The organism is Prauserella muralis (assembly GCF_003202285.1).
GTDB lineage: Bacteria > Actinomycetota > Actinomycetes > Mycobacteriales > Pseudonocardiaceae > Prauserella_B > Prauserella_B muralis.
In genome coordinates this window covers 1,669,379-1,686,330 of the sequence record NZ_MASW01000001.1, presented here as the reverse complement: position 1 = coordinate 1,686,330, position 16,952 = coordinate 1,669,379, and the positions used below count along the sequence as shown (strand labels likewise).

Below are 16,952 nucleotides of genomic sequence, written 5' to 3'. Positions count from 1 at the left end.
TGCGCCGCCGCCACCACAGACGGAGCCAGAAGGAGGGTCGCGTGAGCGACGAGGGTCGCCTGGTCGCCGGCCGTTACCGCGTCATCAAGCGGATCGGCACCGGTGCCATGGGTGCCGTCTGGCAGGCGCAGGACGAGGTACTGCACCGCACGGTCGCGATCAAGCAGCTCCTGCTGCAGCCGGGCCTGGACGAACACGAGGCCGAGGACGCCAGGGCCCGCACGATGCGCGAGGGCCGGATCGCCGCGCGGCTGCACCACCCGAACGCCATCTCCGTGTTCGACGTGGTCACCGACGACAACGGCCAGCCGTGCCTGATCATGGAGTACCTGGCCTCCACCAGCCTCGCGCAGGAGCTCCAGCAGCGGAAGACATTGCCGCCGATGGAGGTCGCGCGGATCGGCGCCCAGGTGGCCGCCGCGCTCAAGGAGGCGCACGCCGTCGGCATCGTGCACCGCGACATCAAGCCGGGCAACATCCTGCTCGCGGGCAACGGGCTGGTGAAGATCACCGACTTCGGCATCTCCCGCGCCAAGGACGACGTCACGGTCACCAAGACCGGCATGATCGCGGGCACGCCCGCCTACCTCGCGCCCGAGGTGGCTGTCGGTGGCGACCCCGGCCCCGAGTCGGACGTGTTCTCCCTCGGCTCGACGCTGTACGCCGCGACCGAGGGGCAGCCGCCGTTCGGGCTCAGCGAGAACACCCTCGGCCTGCTGCACGCCGTCGCCGCGGGCCAGATCAACCCGCCGCGCCAGTCCGGTCCGCTCACCAGCGTGCTCGCGGTGATGCTGCACCCCGACACCCGCCACCGGCCGACGGCCGAGGAGTGCGAGGAACTGCTCGACGCCGTCGCCAGGGGCGAGACCCCGATCGGCGCGGGCGACGCGCCCACGGAGGTCCACCGCGGCGGGGGCGGCACGGCCGTCCTCGGTGCCGCGGGCGCGGGAGCCGTCGGCGGAGCGCTCGGTGCGGCGGCGGCCGAGGACGAGCTCTCCGCGGGCCACTCCGGCACGCTCGGCGGCGATCTCGGCGGCACGAGCTACTACGACAACGCGCAGGACGACGCCTACCCGGCCGCGGCGGGCTATCCCGACCAGGACTACGACGCCACTCGCGCGCTGGGCGCGGGCGCCACCCGTGCCGTGCCCGCCTACGACGAGCACTCCGAGTACGACGGCTACGACGATCCACCGGCCGAGGACGAGCCGGCGCCGAAGGGCAACTGGAAGGTCCCCGCCGTCATCGGCAGCCTCGTGGTGGTCGGCATGGCGGCGTTCGCCATCTGGCTGTTCGGCGGCTCCGGCGGCGGCGACGCCGAGCAGAACCCGCAGCGGCAGCAGCCCGTGGCGACCGAGTCGGACCTGCCGAGCACCACCAGGAGCACCGAGCCGACCACCTCCGAGCAGGTGGAGTCGAGCGAGCCGGTGGAGACCGAGAGCTACGAGGAAGACCCGTACACACCACCCGTGCAGCCCCCGCCCGACAACACCGAGCCGGAGCCGAGCACGCAGCCGACGCAGACGCCGACCGGCAATCCGCAGCCGACGACGTCAGTGTCTGTCGACCCTCCGCCGGACGACGACACGACCACGCCGCCGCCGGACCCGCCGACCAGCTCGCCGTAGGGATTGATGTGCGTTTGACCGGAGCTGGAGTACAAGAGGGCGCGTGAACGACACCGAAGCCACCCTCGTCGGCAAGCGTTACCGGCTTGACCAGCCGATCGGTCGTGGCCGGGCCGGGATCGTGTGGCTGGCGTTCGACACGATGCTGCACCGCACCGTGGCCGCCAAGCGCGCCTACCTCGATCCCGAGCTGAGCCCGGACCGCGCCGAGCAGGCCCGCGAGGCCGCGCTCGGGGAAGGCAGGCAGGCCACCCGGGTGCTGCACGCGGGCGCCATCACGGTGTTCGACGCGTTCCGCGACGGCGACGACGTGTGGCTGGTGATGGAGTACGTGCCGTCGCGCAACATGGCCGACTTCCTCGCCGAGCACGGGCAGCTGACCCCCGAGCAGGCCGCCTACCTCGGCGTCCAGGTCGGCTCGGCGCTCGCCACCGCGCACGCCATCGGCATCGTCCACCGGGCGGTGGAACCCGGCAACATCCTGCTCGCCGACGACGGCGGCGTGAAGATCACCGACATCGGCATCACCGGCGGGACACCGGATCCGGCATTCCAGGCGCCCGAGGTCGCCAAGGGCGAGCCCGCGACGACCGCCTCCGACGCCTTCTCGCTCGGGGCGACGCTGTTCACCGCCGTCGAGGGCGAACCTCCGTTCGGGCCGGACGGCACCGGCGCACCCGTCGTGCCAAGCCGGCTGGACCAGCTGAGCGGGGCCGTGCTCAAAATGCTGCGCGACGACCCGGATCTGCGGCCGACGATGGCCGACACGGTCGCCGCGCTGAAGGCCGTCAGCAAGGGCCAGCAGCACGGGTTCGTGCCGCCGACCGCACCGGCGATGCCGACGGTGCCGTTGCTGCCCCGGCCACCGAGGGTGCCGACCCGGCAGGAGCAGGAGCAGGCGCGGCAGGCGCACGCCGGGTCGAGCGTCCGGCGGTGGGCGGTGCCCGCGGGCGTGGTGCTGCTGGTGCTGATCGTGGTGCTCGTCGTCGCGCTGGGTTAGGCGCCCGCTGCCGCCACGGCCCCGCCGGGCCGCATGGCGGCGAGCAGTGTCCGCACGGCGGGGTTGTCCCTCGCATGGGCGGCGACGGCGGCGTGGATGCCGCGCACCGGCGCGGGCCTGCGCACCCGCCGCACGGCGACGCCGGGATGCGGCGAGCCCAGTGCCAGCTCCGGGATGAGCGACACCCCGAGCCCGGCCGCGACGAAGCCCTGCGCCGTCGGGTAGTCCTCCGACTCGACCACGAAGTTCGGCGCGAACCCCGCGGCGCCGCAGCCCTGGAGGATGATCTCGCGGCACGGCCCCGGCGGCCACTTGTTGCCCACCCACGGCTCGTCGGCGAGGTCGGCCAGGTCGAGCACCCGCTTGCGGGCCAGCGGGTGCCCCTTCGGCAGCACCGCGCGGTACGGGTCGTCCAGCAGGTGCACGACCTCGATGCCCTTCGCGGGCGGCCGCGAGCGCGGGAACACGATGATCGCCACGTCGGCATCGCCCGACTCGACCTCGGGCAGCGGGTCGTCCGGCTCGACGAGCTTGAGATCGATCTGGAGCCCGGGCAGCTCGCGGCGCAGCACGGCGACGGCGGGCGGCACCAGTGCCGCGCCTGCGGTGGCGAAGTACCGGATGGCGAGCCTGCCGGTGCGGCCGTTCTTGAGGTCGGCGAGCGCCGCCTCGGCCTTGGCGAGCTGGGTGGAGAGCAGCTCGGCGTGCTCGGACAGCAGTGACCCGGCGGGCGTGGGCCGCACGCCGCGGCCCGCCCGCTCCAGCAGCACCGTGCCAGCCTCCCGCTCCAGCGCGGACAACTGCTGGCTGATGGCCGACGGCGTGTAGCCGAGGTTGCGGGCGGCCGCGCTGATCGAGCCGCTGGTGACCACCGCCCTGAGCACCTGCATTCGCCGCACGTCGAGCACTCCTCGATCCTATAGTTCTGCTTAACGGCCTTCCAGAACAATTCGCTTGTCCTAACAAGCCGGCGCGGATGAGTCTGGTGTCGTGGGTGAGACGAGAACCCTGCTCCGGCTCGGCGCGCTGGCGCTGATGTGGGGCTCCAGTTTCCTGTGGATCAAGCTCGCGCTCGCCGCGTTCACACCGGTGCAGCTCGTGCTCGGCAGGCTCGTCCTCGGCGCGGCCGTGTTGCTGCTGCTGTGCCTGCTCTCCAGGCACCGGCTGCCGTCGGGGCGGCGTACCTGGGTGCACCTGGCCGTGGCGGCGCTGTTCCACAACGCCCTGCCGTTCGTGCTGTTCGCTGTGGGCGAGCAGACGGTCGACTCGGGCGTCACCGGGGTGCTCAACTCGACCACGCCGCTGTGGGCGCTCGCCGTGGCGCTGCTGTGGCGGACCGAGAAGCGGCTGACCGGCGCCCGCGCCGCCGGGCTCGTGCTCGGCCTCGCCGGCACCGTGCTGATCTTCGCGCCGTGGCAGTCGTCCGGCCTGCTGAGCTGGGGCGCGCTCGGCATCCTCGCCGCGGCGGCCAGCTACGGCTTCGTGATGGTCTACGAGGGCAGGTACCTGTCCGGCACCGGCGCCTCCCCGGTGGCGCTGGCCGCGGCGCAGATGATCACGGCCAGCGGATTCCTGCTGCTGGCGGTGCCGGTCGGCGGGCTGAGTCCCATCCACACCGACACCGGCGCGTTCGTGGCGCTGGCGATGCTCGGGGTGTTCTCCACGGGCGTGGCCTTCGCACTGAACTACCGGCTGCTGGCCACCGAGGGCGCCGTCGCGACCTCGACGGTCGGCTACCTGCTGCCCGTGGTCTCCGTGCTGCTGGGCGCCGTCTTCCTCGGCGAGACGATCGACGTCCGGGTGATCATCGGCATGGCCGTCGTGCTCGCGGGGGTCGCGCTGACGCGGCTGCGTCCGCGAGCTGGAGAAGTGGTCACGGTGCCGCTGCCCGGTGACGCCCCCGCCGCACCTCGGTAACTTTTCGTCACAGCAACCATTGCCCTATCACTCTTTCAGGCTACGTTCTGCCTGTTTTGTCCACGAACAGGGAGAACGTTGTGCAAGCGAACAGACCCGGCCGGGTCAGGCGTGCGACCTGCGCGACGGCGGCAGCCTTCGCCGTCAGCGCCGCCGTCCTGGCCCCGGCGGCCGGTGCCCAGGAGACCGGCGGCGCCTCCAGCTCAGCTCCGAGCGCCCCGGCCTCCGGCCCCGACCTGCAGGTGAAGGCGACCGTCCCGGGCGGACCGTACGTCGTCGGCGAGCAGGTTCGGCTCACCGTCACCATCACCAACGCCGGTGATGCCGCCGCCACCGACGTGCGCGGAGACGTCCAGCACGATGGGCAGCTCGGCTCGTACTTCTTCGTCCCGGAATCCGAATGGGAGGAGCTGGGACCCCACGGCCCCGGCGGCACCATCGAGGCGGGCCAGACCCGCACCGTCCACCTGAACGGCAGGCTCGGCGACTGGGACGGCGGCGAGCCGGTCATCACCGTGTCGGTGCAGACCCCCGGCGAGACCAACCCCGCCGACAACACCGCCGCCGACCTGCCGCTGCCCACGGTGGCTCCCGGCACGACCGACACCGTCGGTGGCGTCGTGTACGGCGACGCCAACGGCAACCGCGCGCTCGATCCCGGCGAGGAACTCAGCGGGGTCACGATGAGCCTGTCCGCCGACCGGTCGCTGCGGACGACCACCGGCGACGACGGCCGGTTCACCTTCACGTCCGTGCCCGCCGGGATCTACAGCCTCTCCACGACGGGCACGGTGCCCGGCGGTTGGGACGTGCCCGGCCGCTGGAACCTGCGGGTCGACGGCAGCGGCGAGCACACCGGCCTCGCCCTGCGGGGCACCCGGCCCGCCTCCGAGAACCTGACCGCCTCGATCACCTTCGCCAAGGCCACCTACCAGCCCGGGGACACGGCGCGGCTGACGATCACCCTGACCAACACCGGCCCGCACGACGTGTCCGGCATCAAGGCCTTCTGCAACCGGTCCGGCGAGGGTCCCCACCTGCGCGGCTGGGACGACACCGAACACTGGGGACAGCTCGCCCCCACCGGTACCGGCGTCACCGTCGCCGCGGGCGACACCGCGACGTTCGACGTGACCGGCACCGTGCCGGCGTGGGCCGGTGACCACGGCCTGGTCTACGTCGAGTGCGACTTCGGCGAGAACGGGGCCAACCCCGACGGCAACACCTGGGCACAGGCGGCGGCCACGCTGCCGGGCGCGACGGCCGACACCTGGGGCAGCGTGTACCACGACCGCGACGGGGACCACACCGCCGACGACGGCGAGACCGTCACCGGCGTCACCCTCACCCTCGTCAACGTCTACACCGGCGAGGACGTCGCCTCCGCCGTCGCCAGGGCCGGGGACGGCCGCGCCGACTTCACCGGTGTGCCCGCGGGGCGCTACCGCGTCGACGTCAGCGGACCGTGGCGGCCCGCCGAGGCCAGCACCGTGATCCCCGTGGTCGCGGGAACCGATCGGTACCAGGGCTGGTCGCTGCGCGTCGTGCCCGCACCGGAACAACCGGGCCCTGGCGGCGACGGCGACGAGAACCCGGGTCCGGCCCAGGGAGGCGGCGGCTCCGACGCGGCAGGCAAGGGCGGCTCCACCGGCCAGGCCACCGAGGACCTGGCCAGCACCGGCGTGGACGCCGTGACCCTGACGGTGTCGGCGGTGCTGGCACTGCTCGCCGGTAGCGCGGCCCTGCTGCTCGCCCGGCGCCGCCGCGCGACGTCGTAGTTACACGAGCCTGCGGTCGGAAGCCCAGCGGGACAGCTCGTAGCGGTTGGACAGCTGGGTCTTGCGCAGGACGCTGGACACGTGCGTCTCCACGGTCTTCACCGAGATGAACAGCTCGGAGGCGATCTCCTTGTAGGCGTAGCCCCGCGCGAGCAGGCGCAGCACGTCGCGCTCGCGCGGGGTCAGCAGGTCCAGCTCCGGGTCGCTGATCGGCTCGGAGCCCGGCCGGTCGGCGAAGGCGTCCAGCACGAACCCGGCCAGCCTCGGCGAGAACACCGCGTCACCGTCGGCGACCCGGACGATCGCGCGGACCAGCTCCTTCGAGGAGATCGTCTTCGTGACGTAGCCGCGGGCACCGGCCCGGATCACGGCGATGACGTCCTCGGCGGCGTCCGACACCGACAGCGCGAGGAACACCACGTCCGGCAGCTCCGGGCGCAGGCGGCGCAACACCTCCGCGCCGCCGCCGTCCGGCATGTGCACGTCGAGCAGCACCACCTGCGGACGTGCCCTGCCGATCCCGGCGACCGCCTCGGCCACCGAACCGGCCTCGCCCACCACGCGCACCTCCTCGGTGATGGACTCGAGCTCGGCGCGGACCCCCGCGCGGAACAGCGCGTGGTCGTCCACGAGGAACACCGACACCGGCTCCCTCGGCTGCTGGCTGTCTGTCACGTCGCCCCCTGCGCTGTCTTGACGTTGACCTTGCGCGGCATCTCCAGCTGCACCTCGGTGCCCTCACCGGGCGAGGTCCGCAGCCGGCACGTCCCGCCGTTGCGTTCCATCCTGCCCCTGATCGAGTCCGCGAGGCCATGCCGGTCGCCGGGAACGGCCTCCGGGTCGAAGCCCTTGCCGCGGTCGCGCACGAACACCGTGACCGCCGTGGGCTCCACCTCGGCGTAGACGCTGACCTCCTCGACACCGGCGTGCTTGGCCGCGTTGACGATGGCCTCCCTTGCCGCCTGCACGAGCGCCGCCAGTGGCTCGTCCAGCTCCGCCTCCCCCACCACGACGTGCTGCACCGAGATGGCGAACGTGTCCTCCACCTCGCCGCACGCGGCGGCGATGCCCTGCGCGAGGCTGCCCCTGCTCTCCTGCAGGTCCGACGTGGCGGGCTGGCCGTAGCCGGACGGCCCGTACAGCCAGCCGCGCAGCTCCCGCTCCTGGCCGCGAGCCAGCCGGGCCACCTCCCGCGGCGACTCGGCCTGCTTCTGGATCAGCGCGAGCGTCTGCAGCACCGAGTCGTGCAGGTGCGCGGCGATCTCCGCGCGTTCCTCGGTGCGGATGCGGGCTCGGCGCTCCTCGCCGAGGTCTCGCACCATGCGCAGCCAGAACGGCACGGTCAGCACCGCGACGCCGACGAGGGTCGCCAGCACCGAGATGAGCGCGAACTGCATCTGGTCGAAGTTGCTGCCGCGCAGCACGATCACCCCGATACCGGTGGTGACCAGTGCCACCCCGGCCAGCACGCGCACGAACGCCGACCAGCGCCGGTCGCCGAGCACCGCTCCGGCCACGCCCGAGCGCGCGCCCTGCCGCCAGCGCCTGCGCTGCGACTCGTCGGCCTCCCGCCACACCACGGCGATGCCGACCATGACCACGGCGAGCGGCAACCCGACCCAGCCCTGGAACAGGCCGGTGATCGCTCCGCCCACGACGGTGAGGCCGATGCCCAGCGCGAGCAGGCCGAACGCCTGCTGGCGTTCCCTCGGCGACTCGGTGGTGCCGGGTTCGTCCCTCGACTGCTGCGGCGCGAACACCCACAGCAGCCCGTAGGCCACGAGCCCCATGCCGCCGAACGCGGCGAGCACCGCGAAGGCGGCCCGCACCCAGACGACCCGGACGCCGAGGTGGTCGGCCAGCCCGCCCGCGACGCCCGCGACGACACGTCCGCTACGGCGCCGGTACATCTTCGGCGGGCCCTCGGCGTCCGCCACGGCGCGGGACGCGGCCTTGGCCGCGCTCGCGGGCGCGGAGCCCGTCGGCGCGGAGCTCACCTCCCCGCCGGGCGCGGCGGGCACGGCGGGCACGGTGGCCCCGGTGGCCGCGGTGTCCTGCCCGGTCTGCTGTTCCTGCACGTCATCCATGGTCACACGGGTTCAGGGAGCTTTCATCAGGGAAACCCCCGGGACTTTCCCCGATGTGCCCGGGCGGGCCCGGGACGCATCCTCGAGGACATGAGTGGCGCGACGAACGCCTCGAGACACCTCAGCGGTTTCGAGGACACAGTGAAGGACTTCTGGGCGAGCAGGCCCAGGCGGCCGCACCGGGGCCGCAAGCTGGCCGGTGTGGCGGCAGGCGTCGGGTACCGCTACGGCATCGATCCCGTCGTGGTCCGCGTCGCGCTGGTCGTGCTGACCATCTTCGGTGGCATCGGCATCACCCTCTACGTGCTGGGCTGGCTGTTCCTGCCCGGCGAGGACGACGAGGTGTCGGCCTTCGAGAGCCTCATCGGCCGGGGCCGCAGCTCGGTGTCGAAGCCGCTGGCCGTCCTGCTGTGCCTGCTGCTGTTTCCGGTGTCGGGCTGGGCCTTCGCGGGCAGCGACTGGTTCGACGGCGGCGGGTTCATCGGCCTGGCTCTGGTGATCACGGCCGTCTACCTGCTGCACCGCAGCCGGGGCCACCTCAACCGGCCCGTGCCGGTGCGGGCCGCGCAGCACGACCGGGCGTCGGCCACGGGGAGCGTGACCATGCCCGTCACCACCGTGTCCGGTGAGCAGCGAATGCCGCCCGACTGGGACCCGCTGGGTGCCGCGCCGCTGGCCTGGGACCTGCCCGACCCGGCGCCCGCGCCGGAGCCGCCCGCGCCGGCACCCCCGCCGCGCCCCAAGTCCAAGATCGGTGTCGCCGCGTTCGGCGTGGCGCTCGCGGTCGGTGGTGTCGGCGCCGCGCTCGCCGCGAGCGGCACGCCGTGGTTCACCTGGGCCCACGTCATCGGGCTGGTGCTGGGCGTGCTCGGCGTCGGGCTCGTCGCCGGCTCGTTCCTCGGCGGCGGGCGTGGGCTGATCTGGCTGGCGGCCCTGCTGTCGGTGGCCGGGATCGCCCTCACCACCGTGCGGTTCGACCAGTTCGGCGGTGGGTTCGGCGACCTGACCGAGCGGCCACGGACGGCCGCCGACGTGCGGCCGCTGTACGAGCGCACGGCAGGCAACGTCCAGCTCGACCTGCGCGCCATCGAGGACACGCCCGCACCGGTCACGACCACCGTGCGTGCCGGCGCAGGCGAGATCAGCGTGCTCGTCCCGCGCGACGCCGACGTGACCTACACCTGCCAGACCACCGCGGGTGACGTCGACTGCCTCGGCAGGAAACAGTCCGGAGCCGGGCTCGACCCGCTCACCGGCACTCATCTCGGCAGCGACGGCGAGGGCGGACCGCGGTTCGACCTGACCGTCGAGTCGGCTGCCGGAACACTGGAGGTGACCCGTGGCTGACCAGGAGAACGGCAACGTGCAGCAGCGCAGGCCAGGGGTCGACGTGCTGACCCTGCTCGCCGGGATCGCGACCCTGCTGGTCTCGGCCTACGTGCTCTCCGACGGCGTCACCTGGCTGCCCGCGTTCGACCTGCGCTGGGTGCTGGCGGGCGGCGCGGTGCTGGTGGGCACGTTGATGCTCGCGGCGTCCGTGCGAGGCGGCGGGCGGCGGAAGTGCTGAGGCGGCTCAGCTGAGCACGTCGGCGACGACGAGGCCGACGCCGAGCAGGGTCGAGGCGACGACGCCGGCGGCGAGGAGCTTGTGCCGCTTCACGCGGGAATCGCGCAGCTGCTGCTCGGTGCGGGTGGAGATGAGGAAGTGGCCGCCGTTGTCCGGCTTGCCGATCACCAGCGGCCCGATCCGGTCGTGCACCTCGCCCAGGATGTACAGCCTGCGCCCCGGCCGGATGACCCACTCCTTGTAGTCGAAGCCGATGGTGGTGCTGCCGCCGCCCGCCACGAAGTCCGGGAGCCGGACCCCGAACACCTCGACGCCGCCACCGCCCCGGTGCGGCTCGAACCGGTTGACGGTCTGCTCGGCGCCGTCGGGGTTCGTCCCGGTGGGATCGACCCCGATGGTGCGCCTCTCGTCGTCGATGAGCGCGAAGCCCTCCCAGGACGTGTGCCCGGCGACCTTCTCGGTGCGGCGGCTGCGGCGCCGCTTGCCGTCGCGGTACTCCACAGTCTCGTACTGGCGGTGCACCTCGTAGCGGTACCAGACGCACTCCGTCTTGGAGAGCTCCGCCTTGAGCGGCCCCTCCGGGCGGGGATGGGCCGCGCCGACCACCTCGGCGGTCTTGCGGAACGAGCCCGTGGCGCCGAGCTCGTCGGAGACCTGGCGGAAGCGTTCCAGCTCCGGGATCGGCAGCGTCTCGGTGCCGATCATGGCGTGCAGCTCGCTCTTCGTGTGCCGCATGTAGAGGAACGCGGCCACGGCGAGCGCGAGCAGCAGAGCACCGGCGATCCACACGATCGCTCACCCCCAGTCCGGCCCGGCGGGCCTCGTCACTCCCATTCGATCGTGCCCGGCGGCTTGCTCGTGACATCGAGCACCACACGGTTCACGTCGGCCACCTCGTTGGTGATGCGGGTCGAGATCCGTTCGAGCACGTCGTAGGGCAGGCGCGTCCAGTCGGCCGTCATGGCGTCCTCACTGGACACCGGACGCAGCACGACCGGGTGGCCGTAGGTGCGGCCGTCGCCCTGCACGCCGACGCTGCGGACGTCGGCGAGCAGCACCACGGGGCACTGCCAGATGTCGCTGTCCAGCCCCGCGGCCGACAGCTCCTCCCGCGCGATGGCGTCGGCGGCGCGCAGGGTCTCCAGCCGCCCGGCGGTGACCTCGCCGATGATGCGGATGGCGAGGCCGGGGCCGGGGAAGGGCTGCCGGTGCACGATGGTCTCGGGCAGGCCGAGCTCGAGGCCGACGCGGCGCACCTCGTCCTTGAACAGCAGGCGCAGCGGCTCGACGAGCGAGAACCGCAGGTCCTCCGGGAGGCCGCCGACGTTGTGGTGGCTCTTGATGTTCGAGGTGCCCGTGCCGCCACCGGACTCGACGACGTCCGGGTACAGCGTGCCCTGCACCAGGAACTCCGCCTCGCCCTTGGCCTTGAGGTCCCTCGCCGCCTGCTCGAAGACGCGGATGAACTCCCTGCCGATGATCTTGCGCTTCTCCTCCGGGTCGGTGACCCCCGCCAGTGCCGACAGGAACCGCTGGCGGGCGTCGACCGTGACGAGGTTGACCCCGGTCGCGGCGACGAAGTCGCGCTCCACCTGGGCCCGCTCCCCGGCTCGCAGCAGGCCGTGGTCGACGAAGACGCAGGTGAGCCGGTCGCCGATGGCGCGCTGGACGAGCGCGGCGGCCACGGCCGAGTCCACACCGCCGGACAGGCCGCAGATGGCGTGCCCGTCGCCGATCTGGGCGCGGATGCGGGCCACCTGGTCGTCCACGATGCTCGCGGTGGTCCACTGCGGACGGATCCCGGCGATCTCGTGCAGGAAACGGCGCAGCACCTCCTGGCCGTGCGGCGAGTGCGCCACCTCGGGGTGGTACTGCACGCCTGCCAGCCTGCGGGCGGTGTCCTCGAACCCGGCGACGGGCGCGCCCTGGCTGGTGGCGGTGACGGCGAAGCCCTCGGGAGCCTTGGTGACGCAGTCGCCGTGGCTCATCCACACCGGGTGCCGCGCGGGCAGCTCCTCGTGCAGCGCGCCGCCGGACACCCCCAGCTCGGTGCGGCCGAACTCGCGGGTGCCGGTGTGCTCGACGGTGCCGCCGAGCGCCTGCGCCATCGCCTGGAAGCCATAGCAGATGCCGAAGACGGGGACACCGGTCTGGAACAGGGCCTCATCGACGCGGGGTGCCTCGTCGGCGTAGACGCTGGAGGGCCCGCCGGACAGGATGATCGCCGAGGGCTTGCGCTCCAGCAGCTCGTCGACGGGTGTGGTGTGCGGCACGACCTCGGAGTACACCTGCGCCTCGCGGACCCGCCTGGCGATCAGCTGCGCGTACTGCGCGCCGTAGTCCACCACGAGCACGGGACCCTCTGCCACTGCCGGACCTCCTGCCTAGCCGATTGGTCACCCCATCGTCGCAGGTGAGCTACCCGGTCGTGAGCGCAGGTCGGGCGTTACGGTGCTCGCTATGGACGCCATCACACCGCAGCCGAGGGCGGCCTGGATCGCCGGGCGCGCCGAGCAGGGCGAGGGCACGCTGGCCGTCGGCCACCCCTACGACGGCACCGAGGTCGCGACGGTCGCCGTCCCCGGCCCTGAGCAGGTCGAACGTGCCGTGACGGCGGCGGGTGCGGCGTTCGCCGAGCTGCGGGGCACCCCGGCGCACGTGCGTGCGGCGGCGCTGCGCGGGGTCGCCGACGAGCTGACCGCGCGCACCGAGGAGTTCGCCGAGCTGCTCACCGCCGAGTGCGGCACGCCGCTGCGCTGGGCCGAGGCCGAGGTCGGCGAGGCGGCCTCCGCCCTGCGCGCCGGAGCGGCCACCACGCTGCGTTTAGCGGGCGAACTGCAGCGGCTGGACTCCGACGCCGCGGGTGAAGGGCGCCTGGCCGTGGTGCGGCGGGTGCCGGGGCGCCCGGTGCTGGCGGCGCTCGACGTCCACGGGCCACTGGGGCTGGCCGCGCGCTACACCGCCGCCGCGCTGGCCGTGGGTGCGCCGGTGGTGCTGGCGCCCGCCGCGCGAGCGCCGCTGTCGGCGCTCGCGCTCGGCGAGGTGCTGACCGGGGCGGGCCTGCCTGCGGGTTCCTTCTCCGTGCTGCCGCTCGCCGGCACGGAGACACTCGCCGCCGACGCGCGGCTGACGGCCGTGCACCCACCCTGCCCGGGCACCGCGGCCGCGGTGGTGCTGGCCGACTGGCCGGACCTGGGCGAGGCGGCGGCCCGGATCGCCGTGGCGGGAACCCGGCAGGCGGGGCAGGCGCCGGAGTCGGTCCGCCGGGTGGTCGTCGACGCGGCGGTCGCGGACGAGTTCGTCGGCAGGCTGACCGACGCGGTGCGCGGGCAGCGCACCGGCGACCCGTACGACACGGAGGTCTCCGTGGGGCCGCTGCCGGACGAGCCCGCGGCCCAGCGACTGGAGGCGTGGCTCGACGAGGCGACGGCGGCCGGGGCCAAGGTCCTCACCGGCGGCGCGCGCCGGGGCGCGAGCGTGGAGCCGGTGTTGCTGACGGAGCTGTCCCCCGACGCCGCCGCCTGGCGGGCGGCGGCACCGGGCCCGGCGCTGGCCGTGGCCGTGATGGACTCGCCGGAGCAGGCGTTCGCCGCGGCGGCCGGCCCGAGCGCGGGCGTGTTCACCCGCGACGTCGAGCACGCGCTGCGGGCGTCGGCGGCGCTCGGCGCGTCGTCGGTGGTGGTCGGGGACGTTCCCGGCTACCACCCCGGCAGCGTGCGCGCCGCCGTCGGCGAGATCACCGCGGAGCAGGTGACGGTCGTCCCGGGGCCCGCGTGGTGAGCGCGGCGGGCGCGTGCGCGGGCACGGCCGGGTTCTTCGGCGCGATCGGCTCGAGCCGCCGGTAGGCCTCGTCCTGCGCGGGCCGTGCGTCGGGCTCGCCCTTGTTCGGCCAGAGCGAGAACGCACGCTCCGCCTGCGCGGTGATGGTCAGCGACGGGTTGACACCGAGGTTGGCCGTGATCGCCGCGCCGTCGACGACGTGCAGGTTCGGGTAGCCGAACACCCGGTGGTACGGGTCGATGACGCCCTCGGCGGCGCTGGTGCCGATGGGAGCCCCGCCGATGAAGTGCGCGGTGAGCGGGATGTCGAAGATCTCGCCCCACGTGCCGCCCGCGGTGCCGCCGATGTGCTCGGCCGTGCGCAGGTTGGCCTCGTGGCCGGCGGCGATGAACGTCGGGTTCGGCTCGCCGTGGCCCTGGCGGGACGTGTAGCGCCTGCGGCCGAACAGCCCGCGCCGGGTGTAGGTGGTGATCGAGTTGTCGAGGCTCTGCATCACCAGCAGGATCACGGTGCGCTCGCTCCACCGGTAGCCGTTGAGCAGCTTGAGCGTCTGGAGCGGGTGGCGGGCGATGAACCGCAGAGCCTGCCGCCAGCGGGGCACCTCGGATCCGCCGTCGGTGGCGATGGTCTGCAGCAGGCTCATGGCGTTGCTGCCCTTGCCGTAGCGGACCGGCTCGATGTGGGTGTTCTCGTCGGGGTGGATCGACGACGTGATCGCCACGCCCCGGCTGTAGTCGTGCTCGGGGTCGACCGTGGCGCGGGCGGCGCCGATGATGGCCTCGGAGTTGGTCCTGGTCAGCTCGCCGAGACGCGGGGACAGCCGCGGCAGGGCGCCGGTGTCGCGCATCTCGTGCAGCAGCCGCTGGGTGCCCCAGGTGCCTGCGGCGAGCACGACGTGGGCCGCGGTGAGGGTGTGCGTGAACCGGCGCGAGGTGGTGCCGGTCTTGCGGACGTCGACCTCGAACGGCCCTGCCCCGCCGCCGCGGGGCCGGATGGCGGTGACGGTGGTGAGCGGGATGACCTTCGCCCCGCCCTGTTCGGCGAGGTAGAGGTAGTTCTTCACCAGCGTGTTCTTGGCGCCGACGCGGCAGCCGGTCATGCAGGAGCCGCATTCGGTGCAGCCGGTGCGCGCCGGTCCCGCTCCGCCGAAGTAGGGGTCGGCAGCGTGCTCGCCGGGCTTGCCGAAGTACACGCCGACCGGGGTCGGGTGGTAGCTGTCGGGCACGCCGAGATCCACGGCGACCTTGCGCATCACCTCGTCGGACGGCGTGACGCTGGGGTTGGTGACCACGCCGAGCATGCGGCTGGCCTGGTCGTAGTGCGGGGAGAGTTCGGCCTCCCAGTCGGTGATGTGCGACCACTGGCTGTCGGTGTAGAACGGCTTGAGCGGGCGGTAGAGGGTGTTGGCGTAGACGAGCGAGCCGCCGCCGACGCCGGCGCCCGCGAGCACCATCACGTCCTTGAGCATGTGGATGCGCTGGATGCCGAAGCAGCCGAGCCTTGGCGCCCACAGGTAGCGGCGCAGGTCCCAGGAGGTCTTGGCGAACTCGTCGTCGGCGAACCGGCGACCGGCCTCGATCACCGCGACCCGGTAGCCCTTCTCGGTGAGCCGCAGGGCGGCCACGCTTCCGCCGAACCCGGAGCCGACCACGATGACGTCGTAGTCGGGGTGGTCGGCGCGGCCGGAGGAGCCGGAAGATCCATCGCCACTGATGGTGTTACGCGCAGTCACACCTAAAGCCTAACCGCGGCCCCCTTTTCTGACCAGAGGTAAGTTACCGCCGGGTCACCTACAGGTGCAGTTAGCAGGCATACTGCTGTCGTTGCAGACGCGGGGTAGTGCAGTAAGCCCGCGAAACGCGCTTTGCCGGGGCCCGCGGAGTGCGTTTCGCGGGCTGAATGTCGTCAGGCGCGAACGGTGAGGCCCACCTTCTGGAACTCTTTCAGGTCGGAGTAGCCGGTCTTGGCCAGCGCCCGGCGGAGTGCGCCGAACAGGTTGACCACGCCCTCGGCGTCCGACGACGGACCCTGCAGCAGCGTCTTGAAGTCCACGTCCCGGCTCGGGCCGGGCACCACGCGCGAGCGCGGCAGGGACGGGTGCGCTGCCGCCGCCGTCCAGTACAGACCACCTGCCGGTGCCTCACTGGCCGCCGCCAGCGGCGCCCCCAGCATCACCGCGTCCGCACCGCACGCGATGGCCTTGGCGATGTCGCCGCTGCAGGCGACCCCGCCGTCGGCGAGAACGTGCACGTACCGCCCGCCCGTCTCGTCGAGGTAGTCGCGGCGCGCGGCGGCCGCGTCGATGATGGCCGTGGCCATCGGCACCCCGATGCCCAGCACGCGGTCGGTGCTGGTGACGCCGGGGCTGTAGCCGTGGCCGACGATCACACCCGCCGCGCCGGTGCGCATCAGGTGCATCGCGGTGCGGTAGTCGCTGACGCCGCCCGCGATGACGGGCACGTCCAGGTCGGCGATGAACTCCTTGAGGTTGAGCGGGTCGCCGTCGCGGGCGACGTGCTCGGCCGAGACGATCGTGCCCTGCACCACGAGGATCTCGACCCCAGCCGACAGCAGCTGCGGGGTCAGCTCGGCGGCGTGCTGCGGGCTGACGCGCGCCGCGACGGTGACGCCCGCGTCGCGCACCGTGCGGATGGCCTCGGTGAGCAGGTCGGTGCGGATGGACGCCGAGTGCAACTCCTGCAGCAGCTGCACCAGTTCCGCCTGGTCGGCGCCGTCCTTGGCGGCCTCGACGATGCGGGTGAGCGCGCTCTGCGCGTCGGCGTGGCGCGCCCACACGCCTTCGGCGTTGAGCACGCCCAGCCCCCCGAGCTTGCCGATCGCCACCGCGGTGTCCGGCGACACCACCGCGTCGGTGGGGTGCGTCACGAGCGGCAGGTCGAACCGGTACGCGTCGATCTGCCAGCTGGTGGACACCACCTTCGACGACCGCGTACGCCGCGACGGCACGATGTCGATGTCCGCCAGGTCGTACGACCGCCGCGCGGTGCGCCCCATCCCGATCTCGACCAGATCCCGCACGTGAAGTCCCTTCTGCCCGCGAAACGCTGCGGGGCCATTGTCGCCGCCGCCCGCGAGCCCCCTCGCCACGGGTCACCACCCGAACCGCGTTTCGCGGGCGAAACCCGGTAGTTGCACGCGCCGGGTACCGCAGTGAGCCCGCTGAACGCACGGACC

14 protein-coding genes are annotated in these 16,952 nt (G+C 73.1%); 7 read left to right on the top strand and 7 right to left on the bottom strand.

Translation table 11 applies throughout. The features are described 5' to 3' along the window. The first annotated feature begins 41 nt into the window (after positions 1-41). Positions 42-1,628, top strand: a complete 1,587-nt coding sequence (locus tag BAY60_RS09105; RefSeq protein WP_112280303.1) for a serine/threonine-protein kinase — start codon at positions 42-44, stop codon at positions 1,626-1,628. A gap of 43 nt (positions 1,629-1,671) precedes the next feature. Beyond that, the gene (locus tag BAY60_RS09100; RefSeq protein WP_112280302.1) at positions 1,672-2,628 is read left to right on the top strand and encodes a serine/threonine-protein kinase; all 957 of its coding nucleotides are present in this window, start codon (positions 1,672-1,674) and stop codon (positions 2,626-2,628) included. Here BAY60_RS09100 and BAY60_RS09095 read toward each other — a convergent pair. Then, positions 2,625-3,536, bottom strand: coding sequence for a LysR family transcriptional regulator (locus BAY60_RS09095; RefSeq protein WP_112280301.1), 912 nt, complete (start codon positions 3,534-3,536; stop codon positions 2,625-2,627). The genes BAY60_RS09100 and BAY60_RS09095 overlap by 4 nt on opposite strands. 82 nt (positions 3,537-3,618) lie before the next feature. Here BAY60_RS09095 and BAY60_RS09090 point away from each other — a divergent pair, with 82 nt between their 5' ends. Then, a complete protein-coding gene (locus BAY60_RS09090) occupies positions 3,619-4,545 on the top strand; it encodes a DMT family transporter (RefSeq protein ID WP_112280300.1) in 927 nt (308 codons plus the stop codon). A gap of 80 nt (positions 4,546-4,625) precedes the next feature. Then, entirely contained in the window at positions 4,626-6,323 is a 1,698-nt protein-coding gene (locus BAY60_RS09085) for a CARDB domain-containing protein (RefSeq protein ID WP_112280299.1), read from the top strand. Here BAY60_RS09085 and BAY60_RS09080 read toward each other — a convergent pair whose 3' ends face one another. Next, entirely contained in the window at positions 6,324-6,998 is a 675-nt protein-coding gene (locus tag BAY60_RS09080) for a response regulator (protein WP_112280298.1), read from the bottom strand. Further along, complete coding sequence (locus BAY60_RS09075) at positions 6,995-8,410, bottom strand: ATP-binding protein (protein WP_112280818.1); 1,416 nt, start codon at positions 8,408-8,410, stop codon at positions 6,995-6,997. The genes BAY60_RS09080 and BAY60_RS09075 overlap by 4 nt, the downstream gene beginning before the upstream one ends. A gap of 90 nt (positions 8,411-8,500) precedes the next feature. On the opposite strand from BAY60_RS09075, the gene BAY60_RS09070 reads away from it, so the two are divergent. Continuing rightward, positions 8,501-9,757, top strand: a complete 1,257-nt coding sequence (locus tag BAY60_RS09070; protein WP_112280297.1) for a PspC domain-containing protein — start codon at positions 8,501-8,503, stop codon at positions 9,755-9,757. Further along, positions 9,750-9,977 carry a hypothetical protein gene (locus BAY60_RS09065; RefSeq protein ID WP_112280296.1) on the top strand — a complete coding sequence of 76 codons (228 nt, stop codon included), beginning with the start codon at positions 9,750-9,752 and terminating at the stop codon, positions 9,975-9,977. The genes BAY60_RS09070 and BAY60_RS09065 overlap by 8 nt, the downstream gene beginning before the upstream one ends. A gap of 6 nt (positions 9,978-9,983) precedes the next feature. On the opposite strand, the gene BAY60_RS09060 is transcribed toward BAY60_RS09065, so the two are convergent. Continuing rightward, complete coding sequence (locus BAY60_RS09060) at positions 9,984-10,766, bottom strand: GIDE domain-containing protein (protein ID WP_112280295.1); 783 nt, start codon at positions 10,764-10,766, stop codon at positions 9,984-9,986. Positions 10,767-10,801: 35 nt separating this feature from the next. Beyond that, positions 10,802-12,346 carry a glutamine-hydrolyzing GMP synthase gene (gene guaA, locus BAY60_RS09055; RefSeq protein WP_112280294.1) on the bottom strand — a complete coding sequence of 515 codons (1,545 nt, stop codon included), beginning with the start codon at positions 12,344-12,346 and terminating at the stop codon, positions 10,802-10,804. Positions 12,347-12,437: 91 nt separating this feature from the next. Between guaA and BAY60_RS09050 the strand changes: the two genes are divergently transcribed. Further along, positions 12,438-13,757, top strand: a complete 1,320-nt coding sequence (locus tag BAY60_RS09050) for an aldehyde dehydrogenase family protein (protein WP_112280293.1) — start codon at positions 12,438-12,440, stop codon at positions 13,755-13,757. Here the strand turns inward: BAY60_RS09050 and BAY60_RS09045 are convergent. Both BAY60_RS09045 and BAY60_RS09040 read right to left on the bottom strand, forming a co-directional pair. Continuing rightward, positions 13,714-15,471 carry an FAD-dependent oxidoreductase gene (locus BAY60_RS09045; protein WP_170160372.1) on the bottom strand — a complete coding sequence of 586 codons (1,758 nt, stop codon included), beginning with the start codon at positions 15,469-15,471 and terminating at the stop codon, positions 13,714-13,716. The genes BAY60_RS09050 and BAY60_RS09045 overlap by 44 nt on opposite strands. Before the next feature lie 191 nt (positions 15,472-15,662). After that, positions 15,663-16,796, bottom strand: a complete 1,134-nt coding sequence (locus BAY60_RS09040; RefSeq protein ID WP_112280292.1) for a GuaB3 family IMP dehydrogenase-related protein — start codon at positions 16,794-16,796, stop codon at positions 15,663-15,665. Positions 16,797-16,952: the final 156 nt, after the last annotated feature.

Bases quoted from the DNA above. Each gene is read 5' to 3' on its own strand.
- BAY60_RS09070 (WP_112280297.1), top strand. From the start codon at position 8,501: ATGAGTGGCGCGACGAACGCCTCGAGACACCTCAGCGGTTTCGAGGAC.
- BAY60_RS09050 (WP_112280293.1), top strand. From the start codon at position 12,438: ATGGACGCCATCACACCGCAGCCGAGGGCGGCCTGGATCGCCGGGCGC.
- BAY60_RS09075 (WP_112280818.1), bottom strand. From the start codon at position 8,410: ATGGATGACGTGCAGGAACAGCAGACCGGGCAGGACACCGCGGCCACC.